Here is a 24497-nt window from a genome sequence, read left to right as displayed (position 1 = left end):
GGTGACGGCGCGTCGCGTATCCGTCACATCGTGTTCATAGCCTCTCGGTAGAGTGAGGGCCATGTCTGATCTCCCCTTCAAGGCAGTGATTCCCGCGGCGGGTCTCGGCACTCGCTTCCTTCCTGCCACCAAAGCCATGCCCAAAGAGATGCTGCCGGTGGTTGACAAGCCGGCGATCCAGTACGTCGTGGAAGAGGCCGCGGCTGCCGGCATCCAGGATGTGCTGATCATCATCGGGCGGAACAAGAACAACATCGCCAACCACTTCGACTCGGTTCCCGAGCTCGAAGAGAAGCTGCGCGAGAAGGGCGACGGCAAGAAGCTGGCGGCCGTCGAGCACTCCTCGGACCTCGCCGAGGTGCACATGGTGCGCCAGGGTGAGCCCAAGGGCCTGGGTCACGCAGTGCTGCGTGCGAAGTCGCACGTCGGTAACCACCCGTTCGCGGTGCTCCTCGGTGATGACCTGATCGACGAGCGCGACCCGCTGCTGACCAAGATGCTCGATGAGCACCGCCGCACGGGTGCCGCGATCGTCGCGCTCATGGAGGTCGACCCCGAGCAGATCCACCTCTACGGGTGCGCCGTCGCCGAGCCCACCGATGACCCGGATGTCGTCACCGTGGGCGGCCTTGTCGAAAAGCCCGCCAAAGAAGACGCCCCCTCGAACCTTGCGATCATCGGTCGCTATGTCCTCGCGCCGACCGTGTTCGACGTTCTCGAGCACACCGAGCCGGGCAAGGGTGGCGAGATCCAGCTCACCGACGCGCTCGAAGAGCTCGCGAAGGACCCCAACGGGCCCGGCGTGCGCGGTGTAATCTTCCGCGGGCGTCGCTATGACACCGGCGATAAGGTTGACTACATCAAGGCCATCGTTCAGCTCGCCTCGGATCGTGAAGACCTTGGCGCCGAGCTGAAGCCCTGGTTGAAGGATTTCGCGGCGACCCTGTAGCGCCGCCCGGGTGGGAGGGTCACGTGGATCTGACGTCGCCCTTCCACCACGGTCCGGTATCCATTCGTCTCATCCGACCGCGCGACGCCCGCGTTCTGCAGCAGCAGCTACTCGACAATCGATCGTGGTTGCGGCGGTGGGAGGCGACCAGCCCCGATGGGCCGGTCTCGTTCGACATGAGGCTCAGCATCCGTCGCCTCTTGCAGCAGCATCGCGAGGGAGCCGGTGTGCCCTACGTGATGGAGTACGAGGGGCAGTGCGCCGGACAGCTCAACGTCTGGGGGATCGCTCGGGGTTCCCTTGCCTCTGCGACGATCGGGTACTGGATCGCCGAGGAGTTCGCTGGCCGCAACGTGACGCCGATTTCGGTCGCCCTCGCCACCGACATCTGCTTCCGAGAACTCAACCTGCATCGGGTTGAGATCTGCATCCGTCCCGAGAATCGGGCGAGTCTGCGGGTGGTTGAGAAGCTCGGCTTCCGCTATGAGGGGTATCGGCGTCGCTACATCCACATCGACGGCGACTGGCGTGACCACTATGCCTTCGCCCTGGTGCGTGAGGACGTTCCCGAGGGTGTACTGCGTCGGTGGGTCTCGGGGCGGGTGCCGCCGGATGCCGCGACCGTTCCTCCCGAAGACCGGATGCCCGTCTGAATCGGTGCGTTTAGGCACAAACCGAGACAGACACACGTCGCGGGCTCCCGGGATCGTGCGCCCTCGTCGCATACCGTATGGATCATGGATGGGCAGGTACTCGGAGGGGGCGTGATCGTCGCGGTTTCCGTGCTCCTGTGGCTCGTCTATCTCGTGCCTTCCTGGTACGAGCGTCGTCAGTACGATGCTGCCGAACGAAACGCCGTTCGGCTGAACCAGGCGCTGCGTGTCCTCGCTGAGACAAGCGAGACGCCCGATGAGGTTCGGCTCGAACTCAACACCCGCACGGCACAAGCGCAGCAGCGCGAAGCCAAGCGCGCACTAGCCGAACGTGAGCGGCTCGCCAAGCTTGCCGCCGCTGAGCGTGAGCAGGCAGCCGTCGAGGAGGCCCGCGCCGAACTCGTTGTCGCGAAGTCGTATCCCGCAGCCCGCCGCGCTCGCGCTCGCCGCCGCGCGCGGCTGTTGACGACGATCGTCGGGCTCGTCGCCATTGCCCTCCTTGGTTGGGGCACGTGGCTGCTGGCCACGACCGGCTCGCAGACTCTGCTGTGGTGGTCGGCCGGCATCCTTGCGGTCTGCGCCACGATGCTCGTGCAGATGGCGCGTGTTTCGTCGCGCGCCGCGGTGCGGTCCCAGGTCGCCGTGGAAGCTCCCGTGCGGGCGGCGCCCGCCGTGCAGGATGTCGCCCTTCCCGTCTCACGCCAGTGGGCGCCGCGTGAGCTGCCCAAGCCCCTCACCGCGGCATCCGGCTCCCGCGCCTCAGCGACGCTCGACGGTGTTGCAGCGCGCGAGGCTCTTCGCCAAGCCGCGCGCGATGAGGCGATGCGCCAGCGTGCCGAAGCGGCTGCGCCGCCGACGATCGACCGCGCTCGCGCCGACCGCGAACGTGCCCGACGGGCGGCATCCGTTGCTGCCCCTGCGCGGGAGGCGGCTGCTTCTGCGGGCGTTGATTTCGCACGCATGGGGTACGTCGATGACGCCGAGATCGAAGCCCACGTGCGCGACCTGTTGAGCCGCCGCGCTGCCAGCGCTTAGGGGCTCCAGCGATTCAGCCCGCCGGGGCGTGCGTGATAGTGTTGCTGAGTTCACGGGCCTGTGGCGCAGTTGGTAGCGCGCCTCGTTCGCATCGAGGAGGTCAGGGGTTCGAATCCCCTCAGGTCCACCGTGTGATGAGTCGCGACATAGGTCTCTCCTGAGTCGCGTCATATGTCACTTTCGACCGACTGCGGGACGCGTTTCGTTGGTAAAGGGGGCCGTCACTGCGCACCAAATTGTTGACGGATCTCGTCGCTTCCCAGCCGTGAAGCGGCAATCTGGGCCACCTATTCCGCGCTTCGAGGAAGCTGCCGGGCGACGGGAGTCCAGAGCCGATGTGGCGCGAACGGTTACCTCGGGCTCGCGGTGCGCGCGGAGCGGCGATTGGCTTGGATGAAGGCCAGAAGCGCCGCGGCACTCAGCGCTAGGGCCAGCAGGCCGCCCAGCGCGAGCACGATCTCGCTGCCGGGTCGCTCAACGTAGGCATAGGTGCCATACGTGGCGTCCCAGACGGTGGTCTCGACGCCGTAGCTGGCGGCTGCCCAGCCCATGAGAACGGCGAGCGCGAAGCTGACTCCTGCCGTGACCAGCAGGGCCAGAGGTCGCGAGGTCATCACGGATGCAGCATGCCACGTCGGACTGTCCTTCTGGTGAACAGGCGACGTCATCGAGCGGCGCTGGCCGCCGCGGCGACCTACATCCAGCGCCGTAGCAGGAGCTTCTGGGCGAGGCTCAGGAGCGCGTTAGTGAGGGTTCCGAGCAGCGCGAGCAGCACGATCGCAAGCAGGATGCGGTCGACTCGGCCCGTGGACTGCGAGTCGGTCAGCAGGAAGCCCAGGCCCATGGCTGCCGCTAGCAGCTCAGCCGCTACGAGGAACAGCCACGACTGCGCGAGCCCGAGCCGCAAGCCCGACATGATCGAGGGCACCACGGCGGGTAGCTGCACCGCGCGGAAGAGGTCGAAGCCCCCCAGGCTGAACGACCGCGCCATCTCGACCGCATGCGGGTCGACCTGGCGTAGGGCGGCGCTCACGGTCGTGAAGACGGGGAAGAAGGCGCCGATCGCGATCAGTGTCACCTTGGAGTCCTCGCCAATTCCCATCCACAGCAGAAGCAGCGGGACGAGCGCAAGTGAAGGGATAGCCCGCACGGCGGCAAGCGACGGGCTCAGCAGGATGTCACCTGCGCGCGTGAGCCCGACGATTGCCGCGACCGCGAGACCGACGACCGAACCGATCGCGAAGCCCAGCAAGACGCGCTGCAGCGAGATCGCGACGTGGATCCACAGGTCACCGCTCTGGGCGAGTTGGACGGCGGCATCGAGCACCGTCGCGGGCGGCGGCAGCCGATAGGGCGGGATGAGTCCCGAGACCGTGACGGCCTGCCAGAGCGCGAGGACCAGAAGCGGCAGGATGAGACCGCCGATGACTCTGGTCGCCCGGCGATCCCACAGGGTGCGCGGCCCCGGGGCGGCGGCGTCGGTCAGACGCTCACCGCCCCGAATAGCAGTCGTCGCGCTCATCAGCCCTGCGTGGCCTTCTCAGCGAAGGTCGGGTTGATGATCGTGGCGAGAGCTTCATCGATCGCGGCTTGTCCGCCCTGGACAGCATCCGAGGCGACCAGGACCGGCGCGATCTTCTTCAGCACGGCGAGCTGGTCTGCTCCCGGGATGCCGCTGACGTCGAGGTTCGAGCGTTCGGTGATGACCGTGGCGGCGACATCCGGATCGATGCCCGCCACCTCGGCGAGGAGTGCTGCGGTCTCATCCGGGTGCTCGAGTGCCCAGGCGCGAGCCTGCTCGTAGGCATCCACGACAACCTGGGCGAGGTCGGCGTGGTCGGTGAGGAACTGCTCGGTCGCGTTGAGGAAGCCGTAGGAATTGAAGTCGACGTTGCGGTAGATCAGGCGAGCGCCCGACTCGACCTCGGCCGCAGCCATGATCGGGTCGAGGCCCGCCCAGGCATCCACCGACCCGGCATCCAGCGCGGCACGACCGTCGGCATGCTGCACGTTCTGCACTTCGACATCCTCGATCGACAGGCCCTCGGCCTCGAGGGCCTGCAGCAGGAAGAAGTAGGGGTCGGTTCCGGCGGTCGCGGCGATCGATGCGCCAGCCAGGTCTTGCACGGACTGGATGGGGCTCTCGGCGGGCACGACGATCGCCGACCACTCGGGCTGCGAGTAGATGTCGATCACCTGGATCGGCGAGCCGTTAGCTCGGGCGAGGAGCGCCGCAGAGCCGGCGGTCGAGCCGACATCGACGGATCCTGCGCGCAGGAACTCGTTCGCCTTGTTCGAACCGGCCGACTGCACCCACTCGACGGTGACGCTGTCGCCGAGCGCTTCTTCGATGAGCCCCTGGTTGCGAACGATGAGACTCAGCGGGTTGTAGGTCGCGAAGTCGACGGTGAGCGTGTCCGATGACCAGGCGCTATCGCCGGACGCCGCCGGGGCTGCTGAAGCGTTCTCGCCAGCGAGGCATCCGGTGGTGCCGAGGGCGACAGCGGCGGTCGTGAGCAGGACGAGCCCGGCACGGATGCCGAGAGCGGTGCGCGAGGGCATGGGTGTCTCCGTTGATCTGGTGCGGTGCAAGGGGGTGGATTAGGGGAGGGAGGCGTGATGCGTGTCGACGCCGAGGCCGGTAAGGACGTCGGCGCGCAGGTCGGCAAACGCCGCCTCGGCTCGGTCACGAGGACGCTCGCCTGGAGCTGTGAGGATGCGCGCTACCGATCCGGTGTCGTCGCCGCGCGTCAGCGTACGCAGCAGCAGCACGCGATCGGCGAGGAACAGTGCCTCCTCGACGTCGTGCGTGACGAGGACCACGGTGGTCGGTTCTGCGGTGTGGACCTGAAGCAGCAGATCCTGCATCCGGAGCCTCGTGAGGGCATCGAGGGCGCCGAAGGGTTCATCGAGCAGCAGCACTTCGGGGCCGCGAGCCAGCGCGCGCGCGAGGGAGGCACGCTGTGCCATGCCGCCCGACACCTGTCGCGGACGCAGGTCAGCGGATGCCGTGAGCCCGACGATGTCGAGCAGCTCGGCGACCCGCGCACGCCCGGCCCGGCGGCCGGTGCCGCGTGGTAGTCCGAGTTCGACGTTCTCGGCGATCGTGCGCCACGGCAGCAGGCGCGGCTCCTGGAAGGCGATGGCAGTGCGGGAATCGGTGTCGACAACCGGATGCCCCGAGACGGTGATCTCTCCGGCCGTCGGACGGTCGAGGCCACCGATCACGCGCAGGAGCGTCGACTTGCCGCATCCGGAGGGCCCGACGATGCTGAGGATCTCGCCGCCGCGAATCTGGAGCGTGAGGTCGCGAAGCACGTCGCGGCCGCCGTCGGGGCCGGGAAAGGTGCGACCAAGGTCGACGAGGTCGACGGTTCCCCCGACGCGGGAGCGCGCGTCGACCACATCGTCGAATGCAACGGAACTGTCGAGTGCGATCACAGACATGCCGCCCATGGTGTCGGCGTTCGCGTCACGGGCCCAACCCGATCGTCACGAAGCGCCGCGGGGCGTCATGGTTCGACGCGCAGCGTCATGAATCGAAATCAGGCCCGTACTGGCGCGGCTTGCTGTCACACGTGGCTGAGGACCCTGCGTGCGTGGTGGCCCCTAGCTGCGGGTTCCTGCGCTCGTCGGAACGGGCCCCGTCCCCGTGCCCGGGTTGACCATCGCGCCGAACTCCTCAGCAGCGGCGGTCGCGAGCATCGCCTCGTCGTCAGCGGCTTCCTGGAGCGCTGAGCGGTCGCGCAGCGGCGGGGTGCGGAAGAAGAGCGAGAGGACGAACGCGATGAGGACGACGTACATCCCAACCCAGTAGACCAGCACCGCCGACTCGTTGAACGCGATGAGCAGCGGCTCAGCGAGCGCCGGGTTCGCGCCGGTGAGGAACGACGTGTCATCCATCGTGCTGCTATCGAGCGAGCTGTCGCCGCCACCGGCGAACTGCTCCTCGATCTGCGGGATGATCTGTGCGACAAAGGCCTCGCGGTCGGCGGCGTCTGAGAAGTCGAGTGTGACCGTGCCGTCGCTCGAGATCTGCGCGACCGGGATCTGCTCCTCGATCTGTGCCGTCGCCGCGGCTTGTGCCTGCGCGACGGCAGCTGCGGTGGCTGCCTCTTGCGCGGAGGCCGGGATGGTCCCTGCCGCGACCTGATCGGCGACGGCCTGAGTGGCGGCATCCGTTGCCTGCTGCAGCCCCTGCTCGATCTGCTGCGTGGTTGCATCGGTAACGGCTGAAACGATCGGGGTGTAGATCGTCTGCATGATCGCCGCGTTCTCGGGAGCGTTGGCGATCTCGGGAGTCAGGGCGGCGTTCAGTGCGCCCGACAGGTTCGTCTCGTTCTGGAAAGCGGTCTGCACGTTGGTGGGGAGCACCGTGAACAGCAGCGAGAGGAGCACGGCAGTCCCGGCGGTGCCACCGATCTGACGGAAGAAGGTCGACGCGCTCGTGGCCACACCCATGTCGCGCGCGCCGACGGAGTTCTGGCTCGCGATCGTGAGGGTCTGCATGAGCTGCCCAAGCCCGAGCCCGAGCAGCAGCATCGCGCCGGCGATCATCCAGTAGGACGAGTCGTATCGCATGAAGGTCAAGACGAAGTAGCCGAGCGCCATGAACGCGGTGCCGGTGATCGGGAAGATGCGGTACCTGCCGGTGCGCGCGATGATCTGGCCGCTTGCGATCGACGAGATCATGAGGCCGAGGATCATCGGCAGCAGCTGGAGGCCGCTCTCGGTCGGGGTCGATCCCAGGACGAGCTGCAGGTACAGGGGGATCGTGAGCATCGCGCCGAACATGCCGAAGCCGACGAACACGCCGATGACGGTCGCCATCGAGAACGTGGGGGAGCTGAACAGCTTCAGGGGGATGATCGCGTCATCCTTCATCGCCCGCTCGATGAGCACAAAGGCCAGGATGCCGATGGCGCCGATCACGTAGCAGGAGATGGCGATGGGCGAATCCCAACCCCACTCGCGGCCCTGCTCGGCGACCAGCAGCAGCGGCACGAGGGCGACGATGACGGCGGCAGCCCCCCACCAGTCGATGCGAACCGAGCGGGCGCCGTTATGGCGGGGAATGTGGAGGAAGCGCACGACGACCGCGAGGGCCGCGATACCGATCGGCACGTTGATGAGGAAGACCCAGCGCCATCCGTCGATCCACAGGATCTGGTCGGCGCCGGCGAACAGGCCGCCGATGAGCGGGCCGATCACCGAAGAGATACCGAAGACGGCCAGGAAGTATCCCTGGTAGCGGGCTCGCTCGCGCGGCGCGAGGATGTCGCCCATGATCGCGAGGGGCATCGACATCAGGCCACCGGCACCGAGGCCCTGGATCGCGCGGAACACGGCGAGCTGCACCATCGACTGCGAGAAGCTGGCCAGGATCGAGCCGATGATGAAGATCCCGATCGCGATGATGAACAGCGGACGACGGCCGAAGATGTCAGACAGCTTGCCGTAGATCGGCGTCGAGATCGTCGCCAGGATGAGGTACGCCGTGGTGACCCACGCCTGCAGGCTCAGTCCATTGAGGTCGTCGCCGATCGTGCGGATCGAGGTGCCGACGATGGTCTGATCCAGCGCAGAGAGGAACATGCCGGCCATGAGGCCGAAGATGACCACGAGGATCTCTCGGTGTGTCATCACCGGAGCGCCGGCGGCAGGGCGAACTGCAGCAGTTGACATAGTGCCTCACGAGAAAAGAGGGGCAGAGCGCCCGAAAGATGGTTGACCAGACGCAACTATATACCCGGATCGTCGGAATGGAGGCGCCGTGACTCCTTCAGCTATGCTGAAGGAGTGTTCCGAACTCCACTCTCCCTCTTTCGCACCCTCGCCATCCTCGAGGCGATTTCGTGGACCCTGCTCATCGCAGCGCTCATTGCTCGCGCCGTGAACCCGGAACTCGCGCTCGCCGTAACGATCGGGGGCGGCATCCACGGCTTCATCTTCTTGTCTTACGGCGCCACGGTGATCCTCGTGGCGCTGAACAACAGATGGCGGGCGTGGCCGACCGTTGTCGGTCTCGTCAGTGCCGTCGTGCCGTACGCCACGATCCCGACGGAGATCTGGCTGCACCGGCGCGGATCGCTCGCCGGGACCTGGCGCCTCGAGCAGACCGATGATCCGCGCGATGGCGCCTGGTACGACCGTGCGTTGCGCTGGTTCCTGCGCCGCCCGTGGATGCTCGGCATCCTGATTGCCGCGGCTGTCGTCGTGCTCTATGTGAGCCTGCTGATGATCGGCCCGCCCGGCGGCAAGGGCTGAGGTTCGACCGCGCCTCAGCTCAGCTCGTGCATGACGAACGCGAGAAGGAATCCGAGGGTCGCCCACAGGCCCGTCAGGAAGTGAAGGCGCTCGAACGCTTCGGGGATCATCGTGTTCGCGACCATGGCGAGCAGCGCGCCCGCCGCCACGCTCGTGATGATCGCGATGAGCTCGGGCGGTGCGGTCTGGAGGGCCAGGTATCCGACCACGGCTGCGATGACGGACGCCGCCGTGATACCGCCCCACAGCACCGCGACAGTGCGGCCGCGGCTGCCGTCCTGCTTGAAGGCTGCCGTCGACGAGAGCCCCTCGGGAATGTTGCTGATCGCGATCGCTGCGACGACCGGGATGCTGAGTCCGCCCGTCTGCAACACCGAGAGTCCCAAGACCACAGACTCGGGGATGCCATCGATGAGCGAACCGATCGCGATCACTGCTCCTCCGGCAGAGAGCGCGGCCTTGCCCTTCCCGCGGCGCTTGGCGATGTTGCGGGAGCCCCCCGCTGCGGGCTTTGGGCGTGAGACAGCCCAGTCGGCGACGATGTAGATCACGGCGCCGCCGAGGAACCCGGCAGAGGTGGGAACGATGCCGCCACCATCAGCGGCCTCGGCCACCAGTTCGAACGCCAACGTCGAGATCAGTACTCCGGCCCCGAATGCCATGATCGCCATGACGACCAGCCGCGGAACCTTCACGAACCACGCGACGCCGGCGCCGACGAACAGCGCGCCGCCTCCGATCAGGCCGCTCAGCGCGGCGAGCCAGACTTCCACGCGGTAAGCCTACGGATGCCGGCGCCCGGTGTCGCGGCATCCGTGTGCGTGTCAGCTTCCGCCCGACAGGATGCCGACCAGGCCCGAAACGACCAGATACACGCCGACACCGGCAACGACGACCCAGATTGTGATGCGTGCGGGCGTGATCTTGTTCTTGTCGTTGCCCGACCCGCCGCCGAAGAAGCTCATTGGCACAGGATATCCGGCGCGCTCGCTGCTCGCCCTAGGCTCAGATCATGTCCGATCACCTTCCTGCTCGCAGCCGCCTCGTCCACGACGCGATCCGTGCCGCGGGGATTCCCGGCGACATCGTCGTTCTCCCGGATGCCGCATCCACTGCGGCGCTGGCAGCCGACGCCCTCGGAGTCGAGGTGGGGGCCATCGCCAACAGCCTGGTCTTCTGGTCCGACGGAGAACCGCTGCTGGTGATGACCAGCGGTGCCCACCGCGTCGATACGAAAGCATTGGCGACCCGGCTCGGCCGGACCTCGATCACCCGTGCGACCCCCGATCAGGTGCGTCAGGCCACCGGGCAGGCGATCGGGGGAGTCGCTCCGACGGGGCATCCGGCGTCGCTCGTGACGATCGTCGATGAGGATCTCGCCGCGTTCCCCGAGATCTGGGCGGCAGGCGGCACGCCGCATACGGTGTTCCCGCTGACCTTCCCCCAGTTGGTGGATCTCACCGGCGGGACCGTCATCAGCGTCGTCTGACCGCGCCTGATCGCGGCGCTCGCGCTCAGCCGAACAGGGCGTGAGCGATCGCGTAGATCGCAAGTCCCGCCAGCGCGCCGACGATCGTGCCGTTCAGGCGGATGTACTGCAGGTCGCGTCCGACCATGAGCTCGATCTTCTCGGTCGTCTCGGCAGGGTCCCAGCGCTCGACGGTGTCGGTGATCAGCGAGGCGATGTCGTGGCGATATCGGTCGACGAGGAAGACTGCGGCATCCGTCACCCAGGTGTCGACGCGACGCTGCAGTTCGGGTTCGCGCACGAGCCGTTCACCGATGTCACGAAGGGCACTGTCGATCTGGGTGCGCAGTCCGCTGTGCGGGTCGGCGAGCGCGTCGAGAAGGCCCGACTTTGCCGTGCTCCAGGCATGGGTTGCTAGGTCGCGAACGCGGGGGCTGTCGAAGATCGCGAGCTTGGCATCCTCGAATCGGCCGATCGTCTGCGGGTCGTGCTGCATGCTCTCGGACAAGCGGCTGAGGTAGGCGGTGATCGCAGCACGGGCCGGATGCTCGGGATTGGTTCGCACGGCACGCACGAACCCGACGGCCTCGGAGTACACGGTCTCGTCGACGAGGCGCGCGGCGATGCTCGGCACCCAGGAGGGTAGGCGCCCCGAGACCAGGCCCGTGAAGGCATCCCGGTTGTTCGCGAGCCACTCGTCGATGTTCTCGGCGGCGAGGTCCACGGCGGTTCGGTGGGCGTCGGCGTCGACGATGCGGCCGAGCCACTCGCCGATCGCCGGCGACCACTCCGGCACGATGAGGTGCTCGCGGGCGAGGGCGGTGATGACATCTTGAGCGTCGTCGTCGCTGAGGGCGCGAAGGATGCCGGAACCCATCGCCGCCGCTTCCGACCCGATCCGCGCCGCGTGTGCGGGATCGCTCAGCCACGCACCCAGGCGGGCGGCGATCGAGGTCGATTCGAGCTTGGTGCGCACGACATCCGTCGCGAGGAAGTTCGTCTCGACGAACTCGCCCAGCGACTGACCGATCTCGTCTTTCCGCCGCGGGATGATCGCGGTGTGGGGGATCGGGATCCCCAACGGATGCCGAAACAGCGCAGTCACTGCGAACCAGTCGGCCAGTGCGCCGACCATTCCGCCTTCGGCTGCTGCGCGCAGGTAGGCGAGCCCCGGAACCTGTTGTTGGCCGATGAAGCCGATGAGGAACAGGACTGCCATGAGAAGCAGGGCTCCGAGCGCCACGGACTTCATGGTGCGTAGGCCCCGTCGCCGCTCCTGGTCGGCGGGGCTCAGCAGAGCGGTCGGCGTGCGTGCCATTCCCACATCTTCACACGCGGCGGGTCGCGTCGATCAGGTAGCGCAGAGCTCAACCCGCCACCGGCCCGAGCCACGCCGTGGCGACGGTGGAGTGCGCCGACTCCGGGTCGGACGGGTGGAACATCCCGGCCAGCACGTCGCGGTACAGGCGGCTGAGCTCACTCCCGGCGAAGTAACTCGACCCGCCTGCCACGAGGATCGCATCATCCACGACAGCCTTGGCCATCGTAACGGCGCGGTGCTTCACGCCCGACAGGAGCGAGAACCACCGCGGCCCGTGATCGACGAGGGTGTCGATGTCGCGGCTGAGCGTCGCCAGCTGCGGAGGCAGCGCGTCGTACGCGAGCGCCATGTCGGCGATTCGCCAGCGGATGTCGGGGTCCTGACTGTAGGTCAGTCCCGTCTTCTTCGACCGGCGCGTGCCGACGGTTGCGACAGCGACATCCAGCGCCCGGCGAGCGATGCCCGTATAGACCGAGGCCAGCAGGATCTCGAAGACGCTGAAGATGCCGAACACGATCGGATCGGGGTTCGGTCCCGGCGGGATGCGGCGCACGACCCGGTCTGCCGCTGCCACTGCTCCCCGCAGCTGCGTCGTGCGGGACTGCGTGGCGCGCATGCCGAGCGTGTTCCAGTCGTCGCGGGTGGCGATTCGCCCGGCATCCTCCTCGGAGCGCGGCACGAAGGCGTAGACCATCTTCGGGCCGTCGGGTGAGGTGGTGTCCAGGCCGTGGAGGCCGAGCTGCGTCCAGACCGGCGCGAGAGAAGTGAAGATCTTTGTGCCGGTGAAGGCGTATGAGCCGTCCGGCTGCGGCGCGGCGTCAGTGTCACTGCCGAAGAGCACGAGATCGTTGCCCGCCTCGCTGATGCCGAACGCGAAGACCTCGCCCGCCACGGCGCCCTCGAGCACGAAGCGCAGATCGTCGACGCCGCGATCTGCGAGCGCCTTCGCGACACCGGTCCACACGAGGTGCATGTTGATCGCGAGCGCTGTCGCCGGGGCTGCGGTAGCCAGGCGCTGCTGCAGGAGCGACACCTCGGCAAGACCGAGGCCCGCCCCGCCGAGCTCCGTCGGAGCGAACAGCGCGAGGTATCCGGCATCCCTCAGGTCGGCGAGGTCGTCGTGCGGGAAGGTGTTGTCGCTGTCGTGCTGGGCCGCACGCTTGCGGAACCGCTGGAGCAGAGCGTCGGGCAGCACGGATGCCGGGTCGAAGGGGCTCCGGTGGTCAGGGCTTGTCATGGCTTCAGCATCCTTTCAGCGCGCGCGCGGCCTGTACGTGCCGACGGGAATGATCGTGCCGTCGGGTGCGCGCATGCCGAATCCGAAAGTCCGATCCAGAGCGATGTGAAGCAGCCAGCCCATGCCGCACCAGAACAGCGGCAGTCCGACCTCCCGCATCTCCCACAGGTATGCCATGGAGCCGCCGAGGAAGAACAGCAGCGCCGGAATCCACGCCTGATGCAACCAGTTGTAGAACGCGACGCGTTCGGGGCGAATGATGCCGCGCTGGCTGCTGGACGCCCCGATCAGGGAGATGTCGGGAAGCAACGCGAACACGATGATGATCCCGGCGGTCACCCATCCGTGGCCGATGCTCTCGAAGACCGTGACGATCAACAGTGCAAGGGCAAGAAGAGTCCAGGCGAGCCGGGTGTAGGTCACGGGTTCATCGTAGGCGCGCGTGGTGAACGCGCGGGTCAGGATCAGGGCATCGGCGGCGCCGCGTGCGCGACTCCCGCGCCCTTCGCCGGTGCAATTCGCTCGAAGAAGCCCCCGCGCTCGAGAGCTGCGACCGCCTGCTCACGGGACGATACCCCGAGCTTCGCGTACAGCCGGCGCAGGACGGCATCCTCGAACTCGGCCTCCGCGACGTCGTCATCGCCTAGAGCGCGGTGCGCGAGCGCGCGCCGGAACAGGATCGGGCCGCGGGTTCTGATGCAGTGGCGCGCGCCCATCGCCGCACGCGCGCGCGTCGTCTGCAGCGCTCTCAGCGGTTCTCCGAGAGCCAGGTAGGCCGAGGCTCGCTGCATGTCGAAGCACAGAGTGTGCTCCCGGTTTGAGTCGACGCCCTCGAGCAGGGCGAGAGTCCGCAGCGGCTCCCCTCGCAGCAGGTGTGCGTCCGCGATGATCCCCAGCGCGAACCCTCGCACCATCGGCAGAACCCGCTCGTCGGCCATCCCCCCGACGGCCGGGTGGGCAGCGGCGATGGCCCCGGCGGAGTCACCGCGGGCCAAGGCCGACATCCCTGCGACCACAGTTGCCGTCGAGGCGAACCGCGGGTCGTCGGGACGCAAAACTCATCTCGGTCACCGGTGATCGGGTGGCTCAGGTGATCGTCGGAACGGGCTCGGTATCGGGGATGGGGCTCGGATCCCGATCGCGCAGGTCAGGGAAGCCGCGGACGAACACGATGGCCACGATCGCGCCGGTCGCAGCGAACAGCGCAGCGGCAAGGTAGGCGCCCTGCGGGCCCGCGCCGTCGACGAGGAAGCCCGCGACGGCGGAACCCGCCGCGGCGCCGATGAGCTGCCCGGTCCCGATCCAGCCGTAAGCTTCGGCGGTCTCGCTGAACTTCACGCTCGCGGACGTCATGGCGAAGATCACCGCTAGCGCTGGCGCCACGCCCAGGCCCGCGACGGCGAGTGTCGCACCCAGCCACCAGGCGTTGAGCGAGATCATCGTCAGGCCGAGTCCCGCCGCAACGATCAGCATCCGCCTTGCCGTCGCCCACGGTCCGATCGGGATGTGGCCGAAGGAGAGACCCCCGGCGAGGCTGCCGACGGCGAAGACCGCAAGCACCAGGCCCGCCTCGATACCCTCGTGCCCGAAGGTGGATACCACGCCCACCTCGACGGCGGAGCACGCGCCGATCAGGAGGAAGCCGACGACGGTTGCCAACAGCACCGCGGGCTTGCCGAGCACCTTTCCGAAGCTGCGACGGCTACGAGGGATGCGTACCCGCCCGACCTCGGGGGAGAGGATGAACCAGGCGCCACCACCCAGAAGGACGACGACGATGAGAGCGAGGGCTTGGACGGTACCGATCTGCGTCGCGACGAACGTGATGAGAACGGGTGCGACGACCCAGATGATCTCCTGGAGTGAGGCATCCAGGGAGTACAGCGGAGTCACCTGTCGCGAGTTGACCATCTTGGGGTAGATCGTGCGAACCGCTGCTTGCACCGGCGGTGTTGACAGACCGGCGATGAGCCCCAGCACCATATAGGCAGGCAGGGGGAGCGTGAACGCCGCGATGCACGCGATCGCTGCGGCGCAGATGGCGAGGGTCACGGTCAGCACCCGTCGCATACCCCACAGGCCCATCCACCTGCTCGTGATCGGACCCGCGACAGCCTGCCCGACCGAGGTCGCAGCCAGCACGAGTCCTGCAGAGCCGTAGGAGCCCGTGACCTGTTCGATGTGCAGCAGGATCGCCAGGCTCGTCATCCCGTTCGGGAACCGCGCTGTCAGCTGCGCTGCGATGATGCGCGCGACCCCCGGAGTGCGCAGCAGTTCTCCATATCCCGCCACCCTCCTACGGTAGTCGCGCCGAACCGGTTGGGCGATATCGGAGCGCGGACCACGCGGTGCGTGGGCGGATGCCGCGACACGCCGCGACACGCCGGAAACGCAATCCACAGGCGAATTCGATGTCGGTGGATCGCCGTAGCGTCGCGCTGTGGAGGGATGACGGACGCAGGCACCCGAACCCGCGTGATTTCAGGCTTCTCCCAGGTTTCGCGGGTTGGTCGATCTGTGGATGAAACGGTGGACAAATCGCGTTGTATCTGAGGAGAGCGGTGGAAAACTACACGAATGTAACTACTACCCCTTGTGGTGCTATCCGATGTCGGCACCCATATGTAGTATTGGACTCCCGGTGGGGGAGCTGCCGGTTCGACGAAGGATTTTGAGGGGACAACGGATCTAACATGGCGATCACGGTCTACACCAAGCCGGCCTGCGTGCAGTGCACTGCGACCTACCGCGCGCTGGATTCCAAGGGCATCGATTACGAAGTTCTCGACCTCTCGCAGGACCCCGCGGCCCTCGAGCAGGTCAAGGCGCTGGGCTACCTGCAGGCCCCCGTCGTCATCACCGACGAGGACCACTGGTCGGGCTTCCGTCCCGACAAGATCGACGAGCTCGCGTCTCGCCTCGCCTGAGCCATGAGCACGGCGATCGCGACAGAGACGCCGTTGCTCGTGTACTTCTCGAGCGTTTCGCAGAACACGGCGCGCTTCATCGAGAAGTTGGGATTGCGCGCTGAGCGCATCCCGCTCTTCGCATCCGAGCCGATGCTCCTGGTCGATGAGCCCTTCGTCCTGGTCACCCCCACCTATGGGGGAGGCCAGGGTCGCGGCGAGGAGCGAGGCGCGGTGCCCAAGCAAGTCATCCGGTTCCTCAACGTCGAGCAGAACCGCACCCTCATCCGCGGCGTCATCGCCGCGGGAAACACCAATTTCGGCGACGCTTTCTGCGCCGCCGGCGACATCATCAGCCGCAAGTGTCACGTGCCGCACTTGTACCGGCTCGAATTGTTCGGCACGTCGGAAGACGTCACACGCGTAAGCGAAGGATTGGAACGATGGTGGAAGCTGCAGTGACAGACACGGCATTCAAGACCGAGGCCCGCTTCGATGGGCTCGACTATCACGCCCTCAACGCCATGTTGAATCTGTATGGGCCCGACGGCAAAATCCAGTTCGACGCCGACAAGCGTGCTGCGCGGGAATACTTCCTGCAGCACGTCAACCAGAACACCGTCTTCTTCCACTCGCTGAAGGAGAAGCTCGACTACCTGGTCGACAAGCAGTACTACGAGCCCGCCGTGCTCGAGAAGTACTCGTTCGAGTTCATCTCGTCGCTGCACGACCACGCGTTCGAGAAGAAGTTCCGCTTCGAGACCTTCCTCGGCGCCTTCAAGTACTACACGAGCTACACCCTGAAGACCTTCGACGGAAAGCGCTACCTCGAGCGTTTCGAGGACCGCGTCGTGATGACGGCCCTCGGTCTTGCCGACGGTGACGAGGCCCTCGCGACGCAGCTGGTCGACGAGATCATCTCGGGTCGCTTCCAGCCCGCGACCCCGACGTTCCTGAACACCGGCAAGGCCCAGCGCGGGGAACTGGTCTCGTGCTTCCTGCTGCGCATCGAAGACAACATGGAGTCGATCGCCCGTGGCATCAACTCCGCGCTGCAGCTGAGCAAGCGCGGCGGTGGCGTCGCACTCCTCCTGTCGAACATCCGCGAGGCGGGTGCTCCCATCAAGCAGATCGAGAACCAGTCCAGCGGCATCATCCCCGTCATGAAGCTGCTCGAAGACAGCTTCAGCTACGCCAACCAACTCGGGGCACGTCAGGGAGCGGGCGCCGTCTACCTGTCGGCCCACCACCCCGACATCCTGAAGTTCCTCGACACCAAGCGCGAGAACGCCGACGAGAAGATCCGCATCAAGACCCTCTCGCTCGGGGTCGTCGTTCCCGACATCACGTTCGAACTGGCCAAGAACGGCGAGGACATGTACCTCTTCTCGCCCTACGACGTCGAGCGCGTCTACGGCGTGCCGTTCGGCGACATCTCGGTCACCGAGAAGTACCGCGAGATGGTCGATGACCCGCGCATCAAGAAGAGCAAGATCAACGCGCGTGAGTTCTTCCAGACTCTCGCCGAGATCCAGTTCGAGTCGGGCTATCCCTACATCATGTTCGAAGACACGGTGAACCGAGCCAACCCCATCAAGGGCCGGATCAACATGTCGAACCTGTGCTCCGAGATCCTGCAGGTCAACACCCCGACGACCTACAACGAAGACCTCTCGTACGACCAGATCGGCAAGGACATCTCGTGCAACCTCGGGTCGATGAACATCGCCCTGGCGATGGACGGCGGCGACCTCGGTCTCACGGTAGACACGGCCATCCGTGCCCTGACCGCGGTCAGCGACCAGAGCCACATCTCGTCGGTGCGATCGATCGAAGACGGCAACGACCGCTCCCACGCGATCGGCCTCGGCCAGATGAACCTGCACGGCTACCTCGCTCGTGAGCACGTTCACTACGGCTCGGAAGAGGGCCTGGACTTCACGAACATCTACTTCTACACGGTGCTCTTCCACGCTCTGCGCGCGTCGAACAAGCTCGCGATCGAGCGGGGGACAGCCTTCGAGGGCTTCCCCGACTCGACGTACGCGTCGGGCGAGTTCTTCGACAAGTACACCGAGCAGGAGTGGGTTCCGCAGACCGAGCGCGTGCGCGAGTTGTTCGCCGGGCACCACATTCCTACGCAGGATGACTGGCGTGAGTTGAAGGCGTCGGTGCAGGCCCACGGGATCTACAACCAGAACCTGCAGGCTGTGCCCCCGACCGGATCCATCTCCTACATCAACAACTCGACGAGCTCGATCCACCCGATCGCCTCGAAGATCGAGATCCGCAAGGAAGGCAAGCTCGGCCGCGTCTACTACCCGGCGCCGTTCATGACCAACGACAACCTGGAGTACTACCAGGATGCCTACGAGATCGGTTACGAGAAGGTCATCGACACCTACGCTGCTGCCACCCAGCACGTGGACCAGGGCCTGTCGCTCACGCTGTTCTTCAAGGACACCGCGACCACCCGTGACATCAACCGGGCGCAGATCTACGCCTGGAAGAAGGGCATCAAGACCATTTACTACATCCGTCTGCGTCAGATGGCCCTGGAGGGCACTGATATGACGGAGTGCGTCAGCTGCATGCTCTGAGCACCGCCGATTCGACTCTGCGAGAAAGACGACAATGACCGAGAAGCTCAAGCTGATCGACCACGTACAGGCGATCAACTGGAACCGCATTCAAGACGACAAGGACCTCGAAGTCTGGAACCGTCTCGTGAACAACTTCTGGCTGCCCGAGAAGGTGCCTCTCTCCAACGACGTGCAGTCGTGGAACACCCTCACCCCCGAGGAGCAGACCCTCACGATGCGCGTGTTCACGGGGTTGACGCTCCTGGACACGATCCAGGGCACCGTCGGCGCGGTTTCGCTGATCCCCGACGCGATCACACCGCACGAAGAGGCCGTGTACACGAACATCGCCTTCATGGAGTCGGTGCACGCGAAAAGCTACTCGTCGATCTTCTCGACCCTGTGCTCGACGAAGGAGATCGACGAGGCGTTCCGCTGGTCGGTCGAAAACCCCAACTTGCAGCGCAAGGCGCAGATCGTCATGGAGTACTACCGGGGCGACGAGCCGCTCAAGCGTAAGGTCGCCTCGACCCTGCTGGAGTCGTTCCTCTTCTACTCGGGCTTCTACCTGCCCATGCACTGGTCGAGCCGCGCAAAGCTCACCAACACCGCCGACCTCATTCGCCTCATCATCCGTGATGAGGCCGTGCACGGCTACTACATCGGCTACAAGTTCCAGAAGGGGCTCGAGCGGGTCGACGAGGCCAAACGCCAGGACATCAAGGACTACACGTTCTCGCTGCTGTATGAGCTCTACGACAACGAGGTGCAGTACACGCAGGACCTTTACGACGGCGTCGGCCTGACCGAAGACGTCAAGAAGTTCTTGCACTACAACGCCAACAAGGCGCTCATGAACCTCGGCTACGAGGCCATGTTCCCCGAGTCGGTCACGAATGTGAACCCCGCGATCCTGTCGGCCCTGTCGCCGAACGCCGACGAGAACCACGACTTCTTCTCGGGGTCGGGCTCCTCGTACGTCATCGGCAAGGCCGTCGCCACCGAGGACGAGGACTGGGACTTCTAGAAGCCCAGATAAGAAGCCGATTTCGGCAGGACAGCGAACCATGAGGACGGCCCCGGTCGGCAGCTCAGAAGAGCCAGCAGATCGGGGCCGTGCCCGCATTTTGCCCACATCCTGAAGGGAACGAACATGGCGAAAGGTGACATCAGTACCTACAACGACGGAGGCGTCTGGAAGTCGAAGGTCGAGGGCAGCTCGCGCGCTGCTCACGCCGGCGGCACCAAAGCCGAGCAGCAGGCCATTGGCCGCCGCATGGCGCAGGACCGCGGCGTCGAGCACACCATCCGCAAGATGGACGGCACGATCGGCGAGAAGAACTCCTACGGCAAGGACCCCTACCCGCCCAAGGGCTGACCAGCGGGATTCATCCCAAGGCGCGCAGGTGTGACCGCAGCTCGGGCGTCGGCAAGAACGGCGAGATCCGCTCCGTCGACGTGAAGCCGAGCATCTCGGCCACCTGGAGATCACCGAGTCCATTCGCGCGGAGCGAGCCTCCGATGCTCGGTGCGAGCCGCGGCGTCTCGGGGATGAACGTCTCATCCCCGGGCTCGCGAGTTCGCCAGCGCCGGGCACTCATCATCTTGTAGAAGTCCTGGCGCCTGGCGGCATCGACAACTCCGAGACTGAAAGCACGCTCGTACAGTGCCTGCATCGACGTGCCCCAACGCTCCTTGAGCGTCAGGAGAAGCGAAATCGTTCGCTGCGCGGAGGCTCCGCTCAGCGGGCGGAGTTCGTTGCGGATGATGTGTCCTGGCATGAGGAACTCGGCGGCGAATGCGTTCGCCTCTGATTCGACGTCGTCGTCGCCGGCCAGTACCTCGTCGTGCATGACGAGGTGCCCGAGTTCGTGCGTCATTGTCAGTCGGCGCCGGTGCAGGGGGAGTAGCCCGTTCACGAGCATCACAGCGGATTCCTTGCCCCACTGGCTCATGCCGTCGATCTTCGGCGTGGGGAAGTCTTCTACGATCACCACGATCCCGGCAGCTTCGAGCCACGGCGTGATTGAGGCTACGGGGCCGCTCGGCATTCTCCACCGGGCACGGGTGAGCTGCGCGGCCTCTTCCGGCGAGGTGACGGTCATGTCCACCTCGGGCACCGTGAACTCCTGCCGCATGGGCGCACGCGCAAGGAAGTACGTGGTGCTCATCCTCAGCTCGTTCAGGCGCGCCTCCACGAGCTTCCAGTCGCCCGCCTTGGTTGTCTTCCGCTTTCTCATGTGTGCGTCTTGTGCCACGCCGCCTTGAAGGCGGAACTCGTGCTGCAGGAACTGCTCGGTCACGCCGAGCGCTGCCGCCAGTTCAGTCACGACTTCCGGGCGTGGCTCACGCTCTCCAGCTTCGTAGCGGTGGAGAGTGACCTGAGTGGCGCCTATCTTGTCGGCGAGCTCGGTCTGCGAGAGCCCTCGTGACTGGCGAAGCGTGGTGATTGCGTCGCCGAGAGTGCTCATGACGATTCAGCGTCCTTCGCGGATGCGGCGACGATTCCGGAGAAGTCGAACTCCGGCTGAGGCGGAATGATCGGCTCGTACGGGACGTGCAGGATGCCGTCGTCGATCTCACCGACACCGATAACCCAGATCGGCTCGGCGCCGGTGGATTTTTGCTTGGACAGCACGGCGCGGCCGATGCTCCGCGTCTCGGGGATCCATTCATAGCCGATCGCGAGGTTCTCGACTTCCAGCCCGGCGAGCGTCCCCATGTAGAAGTCGCGGGAACCGCGAGTGCGGTAGCCGCTGATCTGTCCGTCCATGGAGTGTCGTTTCACGCGGAGACCGACGCTGTCATCGATGCAGATGGTGCGGGTCGTCCCGTTGTCGGTGACGACGATGTTGGCCTCGAGCGCCTCGACGTCGTGGGTGACGTGGCTCCAGAGTCGATCATGGATAACCCCGGCGAGGGTGCGGTCGGACCAGTCGACATGCCAGTCGGAGGGGAGTGTTGCGAAGAAGTGTGCGAAGTCGTTGCGCGTCTCGTCGATTGCGCTGCGGAAGTGCTGAAGGAACGGGCGTCCGAGAGCGGCAAGGGCATCCTCTGGAGTGATCAGCGCATCAACCATGCATGCAAATATACCAGAAAATATACCGGATGGAAGTGTGGACCATCAGACCGCGGCGTGCCATTCGCGGGTCATAGCCGCCGCGACTTCTTCTCGGGGTCTGGCTCCTCATACGTCATCGGCAAGGCAGTCGCGACCGAGGACGAGGACTGGGACTTCTAGATCTCCCGGTGCGGGCTCTGTTTAGTCCTCAACGGCGCGTCGAGGCCGTGACCGTGAACTTCGGGGTCCGGGCGATCTGACGAGTCGGGCCGACGACTTTCTCGAGCGACGGGCGGTAGCGGAGGGCCGAGTTCCAGACGGTCCACAGTTCGCCGCCCGGGCGCAGGACGCGCGCCGCATCCGCGAACAGGTGGCGCGCGATCGTCTCATCGATCGCTGCGCCCCGATGAAACGGCGGGTTCAGGGCGATGAACGACGCGCTCGCGTCGGGCAGGGTCGACAGTGCGTCATCACGAACCACTGTCATCCGGTCGCCAATCCCGTTCGCTGCCGCGGTCGCGCGAGCCGAAGCGACGGCGGCGGCCGACTCGTCGGACGCGTACACGCGCAGCCCCGGATGCCGCAGGGCCAGCGTCGCGCCGACGACCCCGTTGCCGCACGCCAGGTCGACCGCCTGCCCGGGGATCGTCTCGGGCAGGTTGTCGAGCAGCAGGCGCGTGCCGATGTCGAGTGTCGCGCCGGCGAACACACCGCCGAAGGCGCGGACCTCGACATCCGTGTCACCGATGTGCTGCCGTGCCGCAGACGGCTCGGGATCGCGCCCGCCGTGAGGGCCGCGCGCGATGAGCACCCGCGACTTCTGCCGGGCGTGCGAGACATCCACCGTGTCGAAGTGCTCCCGCAGCACGTCGTTCATGCCGAGGCTCATGTGTTTGATCCGCCCACCCGCGAACACGACGACATCGGGCGCGGCGTGCGCGGCGATCAGCCCCGCGACGTCGCGGAGCGCCTCGAGTGACCGGGGGAGGCGCACGAGTACGACCCGCGCACCGCGCACGACCTCTGCATCAAGAGGGAGCGACTCGACGGATGCCTCGAGCCCGGTCGATCGCGCATTGGCGGTGAGGGTGCGCTCACCGCCGAGGGAGTCCTGGTGGACGCGGACGACACCATCGGCGGCATCGCTGGCGCACGCGAGAGCCAGGGCGCCGAACGTATCGCCGATGACGGCGATCTCATGTCGCGCAAGGCCGCGCCGAGCGTCGGCTGACTCGTCGAGGAGCAGCCGATCCGCCGCATCGTGTGCGCGGCGGTCAGGGTCACCGGCATCGGGGAAGGGGCGAAGAGCGTCGAGGTCGAGGGTCACTGGATCCACGCTATCCCGCGCCGAGGGAGCTCTCAGCCCTGTGCGAGCGCCGCTTTCGTGTATGCCACGACGGCGTTCGCGTGGCCGTGGCCCAGCCCGTGTTCAGTCTTGAGCGCCTCGACAACTGCCATGTGCGCGTCGCCGGCGTCGAGCCGCTCGACAGCGATGTCGATCCAGTCCTGCACCGGACGACCGTACGTCTTCTCGATGCTCGGGAAGTACGACGCAGGCCCTTTCGGCTTGTCGATGCCGGACAGGTCAGGGGCGAGCACGCGGGAGGCCATGACACGACAGTAGCGCCCGTCCCCGACACCCCGGACGTCCGTCATGCCAGAGTGGATCCGTCGGCGACAGCGCTGGAGGAACACGGATGCCGGTACAGGATGACTACCGTCGCAAGCTCATGTCGGCAGCGGATGCCGCGGCATCCATCCCCTCGGGAGTGCAGGTGCTGGTGGCGATGGGCCTCGGGGCGCCGCCGGCGATTCTGGCAGCTCTTGCCGATCGCGTGCGCGCCGACGAGCTCGTCGACCTCGACCTCTACTACGGCATGGGCGGCGACGCGATCGGTGACACGATCCTGCAGCCCGGGGTGATCGAGAAGCTCCGTGCGCATACGTTCTTCGTCGCCGGACGCGATCACCACATCATCGCCGACCCCGCTCGAGCCGACCGCGAAACCCTCGATTTCATTCCGGTCAACTTCTCGAACCTGCCGCGGGTGATCCGCGAACACCTCGACATCGACACGTTCCTGGTGCAGGTCAGCCCCATGGACGCGAGCGGTCACTTCTCGTTCGGCGTCGTGAACGATTACGCGAGCGTCGCGGCGCGCGCCTGCCGCCGCCTGATCGTCGAGGTCAACCCCAACATGCCGCGCGTCTTCGGTGATTCCCTCCTTCACATCGACGAGGTGGACGCTGTCGTCGAGCATCCGTCGCCCCTCCCCGAGCTCATTGAGGCACCACCGACCGACGCTGACCTCGCGATCGCAGCGCTCGTGGCGGCGCGCATTCCCGATGGCGCCACGCTGCAGATCGGCGCCGGCCGGGTTCCCGCCGCGGTCGCCGCCGCCCTCGCCGACCACCGTGACCTCGGCATCCATTCGGCGCTCTTCTCATCGGCGTTCGTGCCCCTGATCGAATCGGGGGTGATCACAGGCCGGCGCAAGACTCTGCATCCGCGGCGGCATGTCTGGACCTCGGCGGTCGGGGATGCCCACACCTACGCCTTCATGAACGACAACCCGTCGATGGTCAGCTTTCCCGCCGACTACGTCAACGATCCGCAGGTGATCTCGCGCAACGACGACATGATTTCCGTCAACGCGGCGATTCAGGTCGATCTCTACGGGCAGGTCAACGCCGAGATGATCGGGGGCCTGCAGTACTCCGGATCGGGGGGACAGTTCGATTTCGTGACGGGGGCTGCCAAGTCGCGGGGGGCGGCAAGTCGTTCGTGGTGCTCCCTGCCACAGCCAAGGGTGGCTCAGTGTCGACGATCGTGCCGCGGGTCGACATCGTCACCGACGAGCGCATGGATGTCGAGCACGTCGTGACCGAGCACGGCACGGTGAATCTGCGGGGGCTCTCGACGCAGGAGCGCGCGCTTGCCCTGATCTCGCTTGCCGATGACGCCCACAAGGATGCCTTGATTGAGGCTGCGCGAGCGCAGCGGCTCCTAGCCTGAGG

The 24497-nt window shown here is 66.2% G+C and carries 26 protein-coding genes, 1 tRNA gene and 1 pseudogene; 12 read left to right on the top strand and 16 right to left on the bottom strand.

Features of this window, described 5'->3' with window-relative positions:
- Window positions 1–61 precede the first annotated feature (61 nt).
- The 4 genes from galU (at window position 62) to BGO47_RS04645 (ending at window position 2764) form a co-directional block, all read left to right on the top strand.
- On the top strand, window positions 62–949 hold the full coding sequence (galU, locus tag BGO47_RS04660; RefSeq protein ID WP_292709034.1) for a UTP--glucose-1-phosphate uridylyltransferase GalU: 888 nt from the start codon (window positions 62–64) through the stop codon (window positions 947–949).
- Between the two features lie 23 nt (window positions 950–972).
- Entirely contained in the window at window positions 973–1602 is a 630-nt protein-coding gene (locus BGO47_RS04655; RefSeq protein WP_292709032.1) for a GNAT family protein, read from the top strand.
- Between the two features lie 84 nt (window positions 1603–1686).
- Window positions 1687–2637, top strand: coding sequence for a large exoprotein (locus BGO47_RS04650; RefSeq protein ID WP_292709030.1), 951 nt, complete (start codon window positions 1687–1689; stop codon window positions 2635–2637).
- Window positions 2638–2691: 54 nt separating this feature from the next.
- Window positions 2692–2764, top strand: a tRNA-Ala gene (locus BGO47_RS04645).
- 223 nt (window positions 2765–2987) lie between these two features.
- Here the strand turns inward: BGO47_RS04645 and BGO47_RS04640 are convergent.
- The 5 genes from BGO47_RS04640 to BGO47_RS04620 all read right to left on the bottom strand — a co-directional run bounded on the left by BGO47_RS04640 (window position 2988) and on the right by BGO47_RS04620 (window position 8322).
- Complete coding sequence (locus tag BGO47_RS04640; RefSeq protein ID WP_292709028.1) at window positions 2988–3254, bottom strand: hypothetical protein; 267 nt, start codon at window positions 3252–3254, stop codon at window positions 2988–2990.
- Between the two features lie 77 nt (window positions 3255–3331).
- The gene (locus BGO47_RS04635; RefSeq protein ID WP_292709027.1) at window positions 3332–4159 is read right to left on the bottom strand and encodes an ABC transporter permease; all 828 of its coding nucleotides are present in this window, start codon (window positions 4157–4159) and stop codon (window positions 3332–3334) included.
- Window positions 4159–5199, bottom strand: coding sequence for an aliphatic sulfonate ABC transporter substrate-binding protein (locus tag BGO47_RS04630; RefSeq protein WP_292709025.1), 1041 nt, complete (start codon window positions 5197–5199; stop codon window positions 4159–4161). Before BGO47_RS04630 ends, BGO47_RS04635 begins: the two co-directional genes overlap by 1 nt.
- 39 nt (window positions 5200–5238) lie before the next feature.
- Window positions 5239–6084, bottom strand: coding sequence for an ABC transporter ATP-binding protein (locus BGO47_RS04625; protein WP_292709023.1), 846 nt, complete (start codon window positions 6082–6084; stop codon window positions 5239–5241).
- Window positions 6085–6246: 162 nt separating this feature from the next.
- Window positions 6247–8322: an MDR family MFS transporter gene (locus tag BGO47_RS04620; RefSeq protein ID WP_292709021.1), complete on the bottom strand. Its 2076-nt coding sequence runs from the start codon at window positions 8320–8322 to the stop codon at window positions 6247–6249.
- Between the two features lie 114 nt (window positions 8323–8436).
- On the opposite strand from BGO47_RS04620, the gene BGO47_RS04615 reads away from it, so the two are divergent.
- Window positions 8437–8904, top strand: a complete 468-nt coding sequence (locus tag BGO47_RS04615) for a DUF3817 domain-containing protein (protein WP_292709019.1) — start codon at window positions 8437–8439, stop codon at window positions 8902–8904.
- Between the two features lie 14 nt (window positions 8905–8918).
- Here BGO47_RS04615 and BGO47_RS04610 read toward each other — a convergent pair whose 3' ends face one another.
- Both BGO47_RS04610 and BGO47_RS04605 read right to left on the bottom strand, forming a co-directional pair.
- Window positions 8919–9677, bottom strand: coding sequence for a ZIP family zinc transporter (locus BGO47_RS04610; protein WP_292709017.1), 759 nt, complete (start codon window positions 9675–9677; stop codon window positions 8919–8921).
- Between the two features lie 51 nt (window positions 9678–9728).
- Window positions 9729–9869: a hypothetical protein gene (locus tag BGO47_RS04605; protein WP_292709015.1), complete on the bottom strand. Its 141-nt coding sequence runs from the start codon at window positions 9867–9869 to the stop codon at window positions 9729–9731.
- A gap of 47 nt (window positions 9870–9916) precedes the next feature.
- Between BGO47_RS04605 and BGO47_RS04600 the strand changes: the two genes are divergently transcribed.
- Window positions 9917–10393 (top strand): YbaK/EbsC family protein, encoded by a 477-nt coding sequence (locus tag BGO47_RS04600; RefSeq protein ID WP_292709013.1) that lies wholly within the window; start codon window positions 9917–9919, stop codon window positions 10391–10393.
- Between the two features lie 25 nt (window positions 10394–10418).
- Here the strand turns inward: BGO47_RS04600 and BGO47_RS04595 are convergent, their stop codons facing one another.
- The 5 genes from BGO47_RS04595 to BGO47_RS04575 are packed head-to-tail and all read right to left on the bottom strand — an operon-like array spanning window position 10419 to window position 15222.
- Window positions 10419–11690 (bottom strand): DUF445 domain-containing protein, encoded by a 1272-nt coding sequence (locus BGO47_RS04595; protein ID WP_292709011.1) that lies wholly within the window; start codon window positions 11688–11690, stop codon window positions 10419–10421.
- Window positions 11691–11739: 49 nt separating this feature from the next.
- Window positions 11740–12930 carry an acyl-CoA dehydrogenase family protein gene (locus BGO47_RS04590; RefSeq protein ID WP_292709009.1) on the bottom strand — a complete coding sequence of 397 codons (1191 nt, stop codon included), beginning with the start codon at window positions 12928–12930 and terminating at the stop codon, window positions 11740–11742.
- A 15-nt stretch (window positions 12931–12945) separates the two neighbouring features.
- Entirely contained in the window at window positions 12946–13353 is a 408-nt protein-coding gene (locus BGO47_RS04585) for a DUF4260 family protein (protein ID WP_292709007.1), read from the bottom strand.
- A gap of 41 nt (window positions 13354–13394) precedes the next feature.
- Entirely contained in the window at window positions 13395–13985 is a 591-nt protein-coding gene (locus tag BGO47_RS04580) for a hypothetical protein (RefSeq protein WP_292709006.1), read from the bottom strand.
- A gap of 31 nt (window positions 13986–14016) precedes the next feature.
- Window positions 14017–15222, bottom strand: a complete 1206-nt coding sequence (locus BGO47_RS04575; RefSeq protein ID WP_292709004.1) for an MFS transporter — start codon at window positions 15220–15222, stop codon at window positions 14017–14019.
- Between the two features lie 401 nt (window positions 15223–15623).
- Between BGO47_RS04575 and nrdH the strand changes: the two genes are divergently transcribed.
- The 5 genes from nrdH to BGO47_RS04550 all read left to right on the top strand — a co-directional run bounded on the left by nrdH (window position 15624) and on the right by BGO47_RS04550 (window position 19796).
- Window positions 15624–15857, top strand: a complete 234-nt coding sequence (nrdH, locus tag BGO47_RS04570) for a glutaredoxin-like protein NrdH (protein WP_292709002.1) — start codon at window positions 15624–15626, stop codon at window positions 15855–15857.
- Between the two features lie 3 nt (window positions 15858–15860).
- On the top strand, window positions 15861–16298 hold the full coding sequence (nrdI, locus tag BGO47_RS04565; RefSeq protein ID WP_292709000.1) for a class Ib ribonucleoside-diphosphate reductase assembly flavoprotein NrdI: 438 nt from the start codon (window positions 15861–15863) through the stop codon (window positions 16296–16298).
- Window positions 16280–18436: a class 1b ribonucleoside-diphosphate reductase subunit alpha gene (gene nrdE, locus BGO47_RS04560; RefSeq protein WP_292708998.1), complete on the top strand. Its 2157-nt coding sequence runs from the start codon at window positions 16280–16282 to the stop codon at window positions 18434–18436. Before nrdI ends, nrdE begins: the two co-directional genes overlap by 19 nt.
- Window positions 18437–18470: 34 nt before the next feature.
- Window positions 18471–19445, top strand: coding sequence for a class 1b ribonucleoside-diphosphate reductase subunit beta (nrdF, locus tag BGO47_RS04555; RefSeq protein WP_292708996.1), 975 nt, complete (start codon window positions 18471–18473; stop codon window positions 19443–19445).
- Window positions 19446–19571: 126 nt separating this feature from the next.
- On the top strand, window positions 19572–19796 hold the full coding sequence (locus BGO47_RS04550) for a DUF2188 domain-containing protein (protein WP_292708994.1): 225 nt from the start codon (window positions 19572–19574) through the stop codon (window positions 19794–19796).
- A 10-nt stretch (window positions 19797–19806) separates the two neighbouring features.
- Here the strand turns inward: BGO47_RS04550 and BGO47_RS04545 are convergent, their stop codons facing one another.
- The 4 genes from BGO47_RS04545 to BGO47_RS04530 all read right to left on the bottom strand — a co-directional run bounded on the left by BGO47_RS04545 (window position 19807) and on the right by BGO47_RS04530 (window position 23090).
- Window positions 19807–20889 carry an XRE family transcriptional regulator gene (locus BGO47_RS04545; protein WP_292708992.1) on the bottom strand — a complete coding sequence of 361 codons (1083 nt, stop codon included), beginning with the start codon at window positions 20887–20889 and terminating at the stop codon, window positions 19807–19809.
- Window positions 20886–21497 (bottom strand): hypothetical protein, encoded by a 612-nt coding sequence (locus BGO47_RS04540; protein ID WP_292708990.1) that lies wholly within the window; start codon window positions 21495–21497, stop codon window positions 20886–20888. Before BGO47_RS04540 ends, BGO47_RS04545 begins: the two co-directional genes overlap by 4 nt.
- 190 nt (window positions 21498–21687) lie before the next feature.
- Window positions 21688–22806: a methyltransferase gene (locus tag BGO47_RS04535; RefSeq protein ID WP_292708988.1), complete on the bottom strand. Its 1119-nt coding sequence runs from the start codon at window positions 22804–22806 to the stop codon at window positions 21688–21690.
- Between the two features lie 32 nt (window positions 22807–22838).
- Window positions 22839–23090, bottom strand: a complete 252-nt coding sequence (locus BGO47_RS04530) for a DUF4287 domain-containing protein (protein WP_292708986.1) — start codon at window positions 23088–23090, stop codon at window positions 22839–22841.
- An 86-nt stretch (window positions 23091–23176) separates the two neighbouring features.
- Here BGO47_RS04530 and BGO47_RS04525 point away from each other — a divergent pair.
- Window positions 23177–24495 (top strand): annotated as a pseudogene (locus BGO47_RS04525) (acetyl-CoA hydrolase/transferase C-terminal domain-containing protein).
- The last annotated feature ends 2 nt before the right edge of the window (window positions 24496–24497 follow it).

It is taken from the genome of Microbacterium sp. 67-17, assembly GCF_001898325.1.
Lineage (GTDB): Bacteria > Actinomycetota > Actinomycetes > Actinomycetales > Microbacteriaceae > Microbacterium > Microbacterium schleiferi.
The sequence above is the reverse complement of the archived record's forward strand: the minus strand, read 5'-3'. Positions and strand labels throughout refer to the sequence as shown.

Excerpts from the sequence above, each read along its gene's own strand:
- BGO47_RS04550 (WP_292708994.1), top strand. The coding sequence starts at position 19,572 with ATGGCGAAAGGTGACATCAGTACCTACAACGACGGAGGCGTCTGGAAG.
- nrdH (WP_292709002.1), top strand. The coding sequence starts at position 15,624 with ATGGCGATCACGGTCTACACCAAGCCGGCCTGCGTGCAGTGCACTGCG.
- BGO47_RS04620 (WP_292709021.1), bottom strand. The coding sequence starts at position 8,322 with ATGTCAACTGCTGCAGTTCGCCCTGCCGCCGGCGCTCCGGTGATGACA.
- nrdF (WP_292708996.1), top strand. The coding sequence starts at position 18,471 with ATGACCGAGAAGCTCAAGCTGATCGACCACGTACAGGCGATCAACTGG.
- BGO47_RS04590 (WP_292709009.1), bottom strand. The coding sequence starts at position 12,930 with ATGACAAGCCCTGACCACCGGAGCCCCTTCGACCCGGCATCCGTGCTG.
- BGO47_RS04530 (WP_292708986.1), bottom strand. The coding sequence starts at position 23,090 with ATGGCCTCCCGCGTGCTCGCCCCTGACCTGTCCGGCATCGACAAGCCG.
- BGO47_RS04650 (WP_292709030.1), top strand. The coding sequence starts at position 1,687 with ATGGATGGGCAGGTACTCGGAGGGGGCGTGATCGTCGCGGTTTCCGTG.
- nrdE (WP_292708998.1), top strand. The coding sequence starts at position 16,280 with ATGGTGGAAGCTGCAGTGACAGACACGGCATTCAAGACCGAGGCCCGC.
- BGO47_RS04600 (WP_292709013.1), top strand. The coding sequence starts at position 9,917 with ATGTCCGATCACCTTCCTGCTCGCAGCCGCCTCGTCCACGACGCGATC.
- BGO47_RS04625 (WP_292709023.1), bottom strand. The coding sequence starts at position 6,084 with ATGTCTGTGATCGCACTCGACAGTTCCGTTGCATTCGACGATGTGGTC.
- BGO47_RS04635 (WP_292709027.1), bottom strand. The coding sequence starts at position 4,159 with ATGAGCGCGACGACTGCTATTCGGGGCGGTGAGCGTCTGACCGACGCC.
- galU (WP_292709034.1), top strand. The coding sequence starts at position 62 with ATGTCTGATCTCCCCTTCAAGGCAGTGATTCCCGCGGCGGGTCTCGGC.
- nrdI (WP_292709000.1), top strand. The coding sequence starts at position 15,861 with ATGAGCACGGCGATCGCGACAGAGACGCCGTTGCTCGTGTACTTCTCG.
- BGO47_RS04605 (WP_292709015.1), bottom strand. The coding sequence starts at position 9,869 with ATGAGCTTCTTCGGCGGCGGGTCGGGCAACGACAAGAACAAGATCACG.
- BGO47_RS04545 (WP_292708992.1), bottom strand. The coding sequence starts at position 20,889 with ATGAGCACTCTCGGCGACGCAATCACCACGCTTCGCCAGTCACGAGGG.
- BGO47_RS04540 (WP_292708990.1), bottom strand. The coding sequence starts at position 21,497 with ATGGTTGATGCGCTGATCACTCCAGAGGATGCCCTTGCCGCTCTCGGA.
- BGO47_RS04595 (WP_292709011.1), bottom strand. The coding sequence starts at position 11,690 with ATGGCACGCACGCCGACCGCTCTGCTGAGCCCCGCCGACCAGGAGCGG.
- BGO47_RS04630 (WP_292709025.1), bottom strand. The coding sequence starts at position 5,199 with ATGCCCTCGCGCACCGCTCTCGGCATCCGTGCCGGGCTCGTCCTGCTC.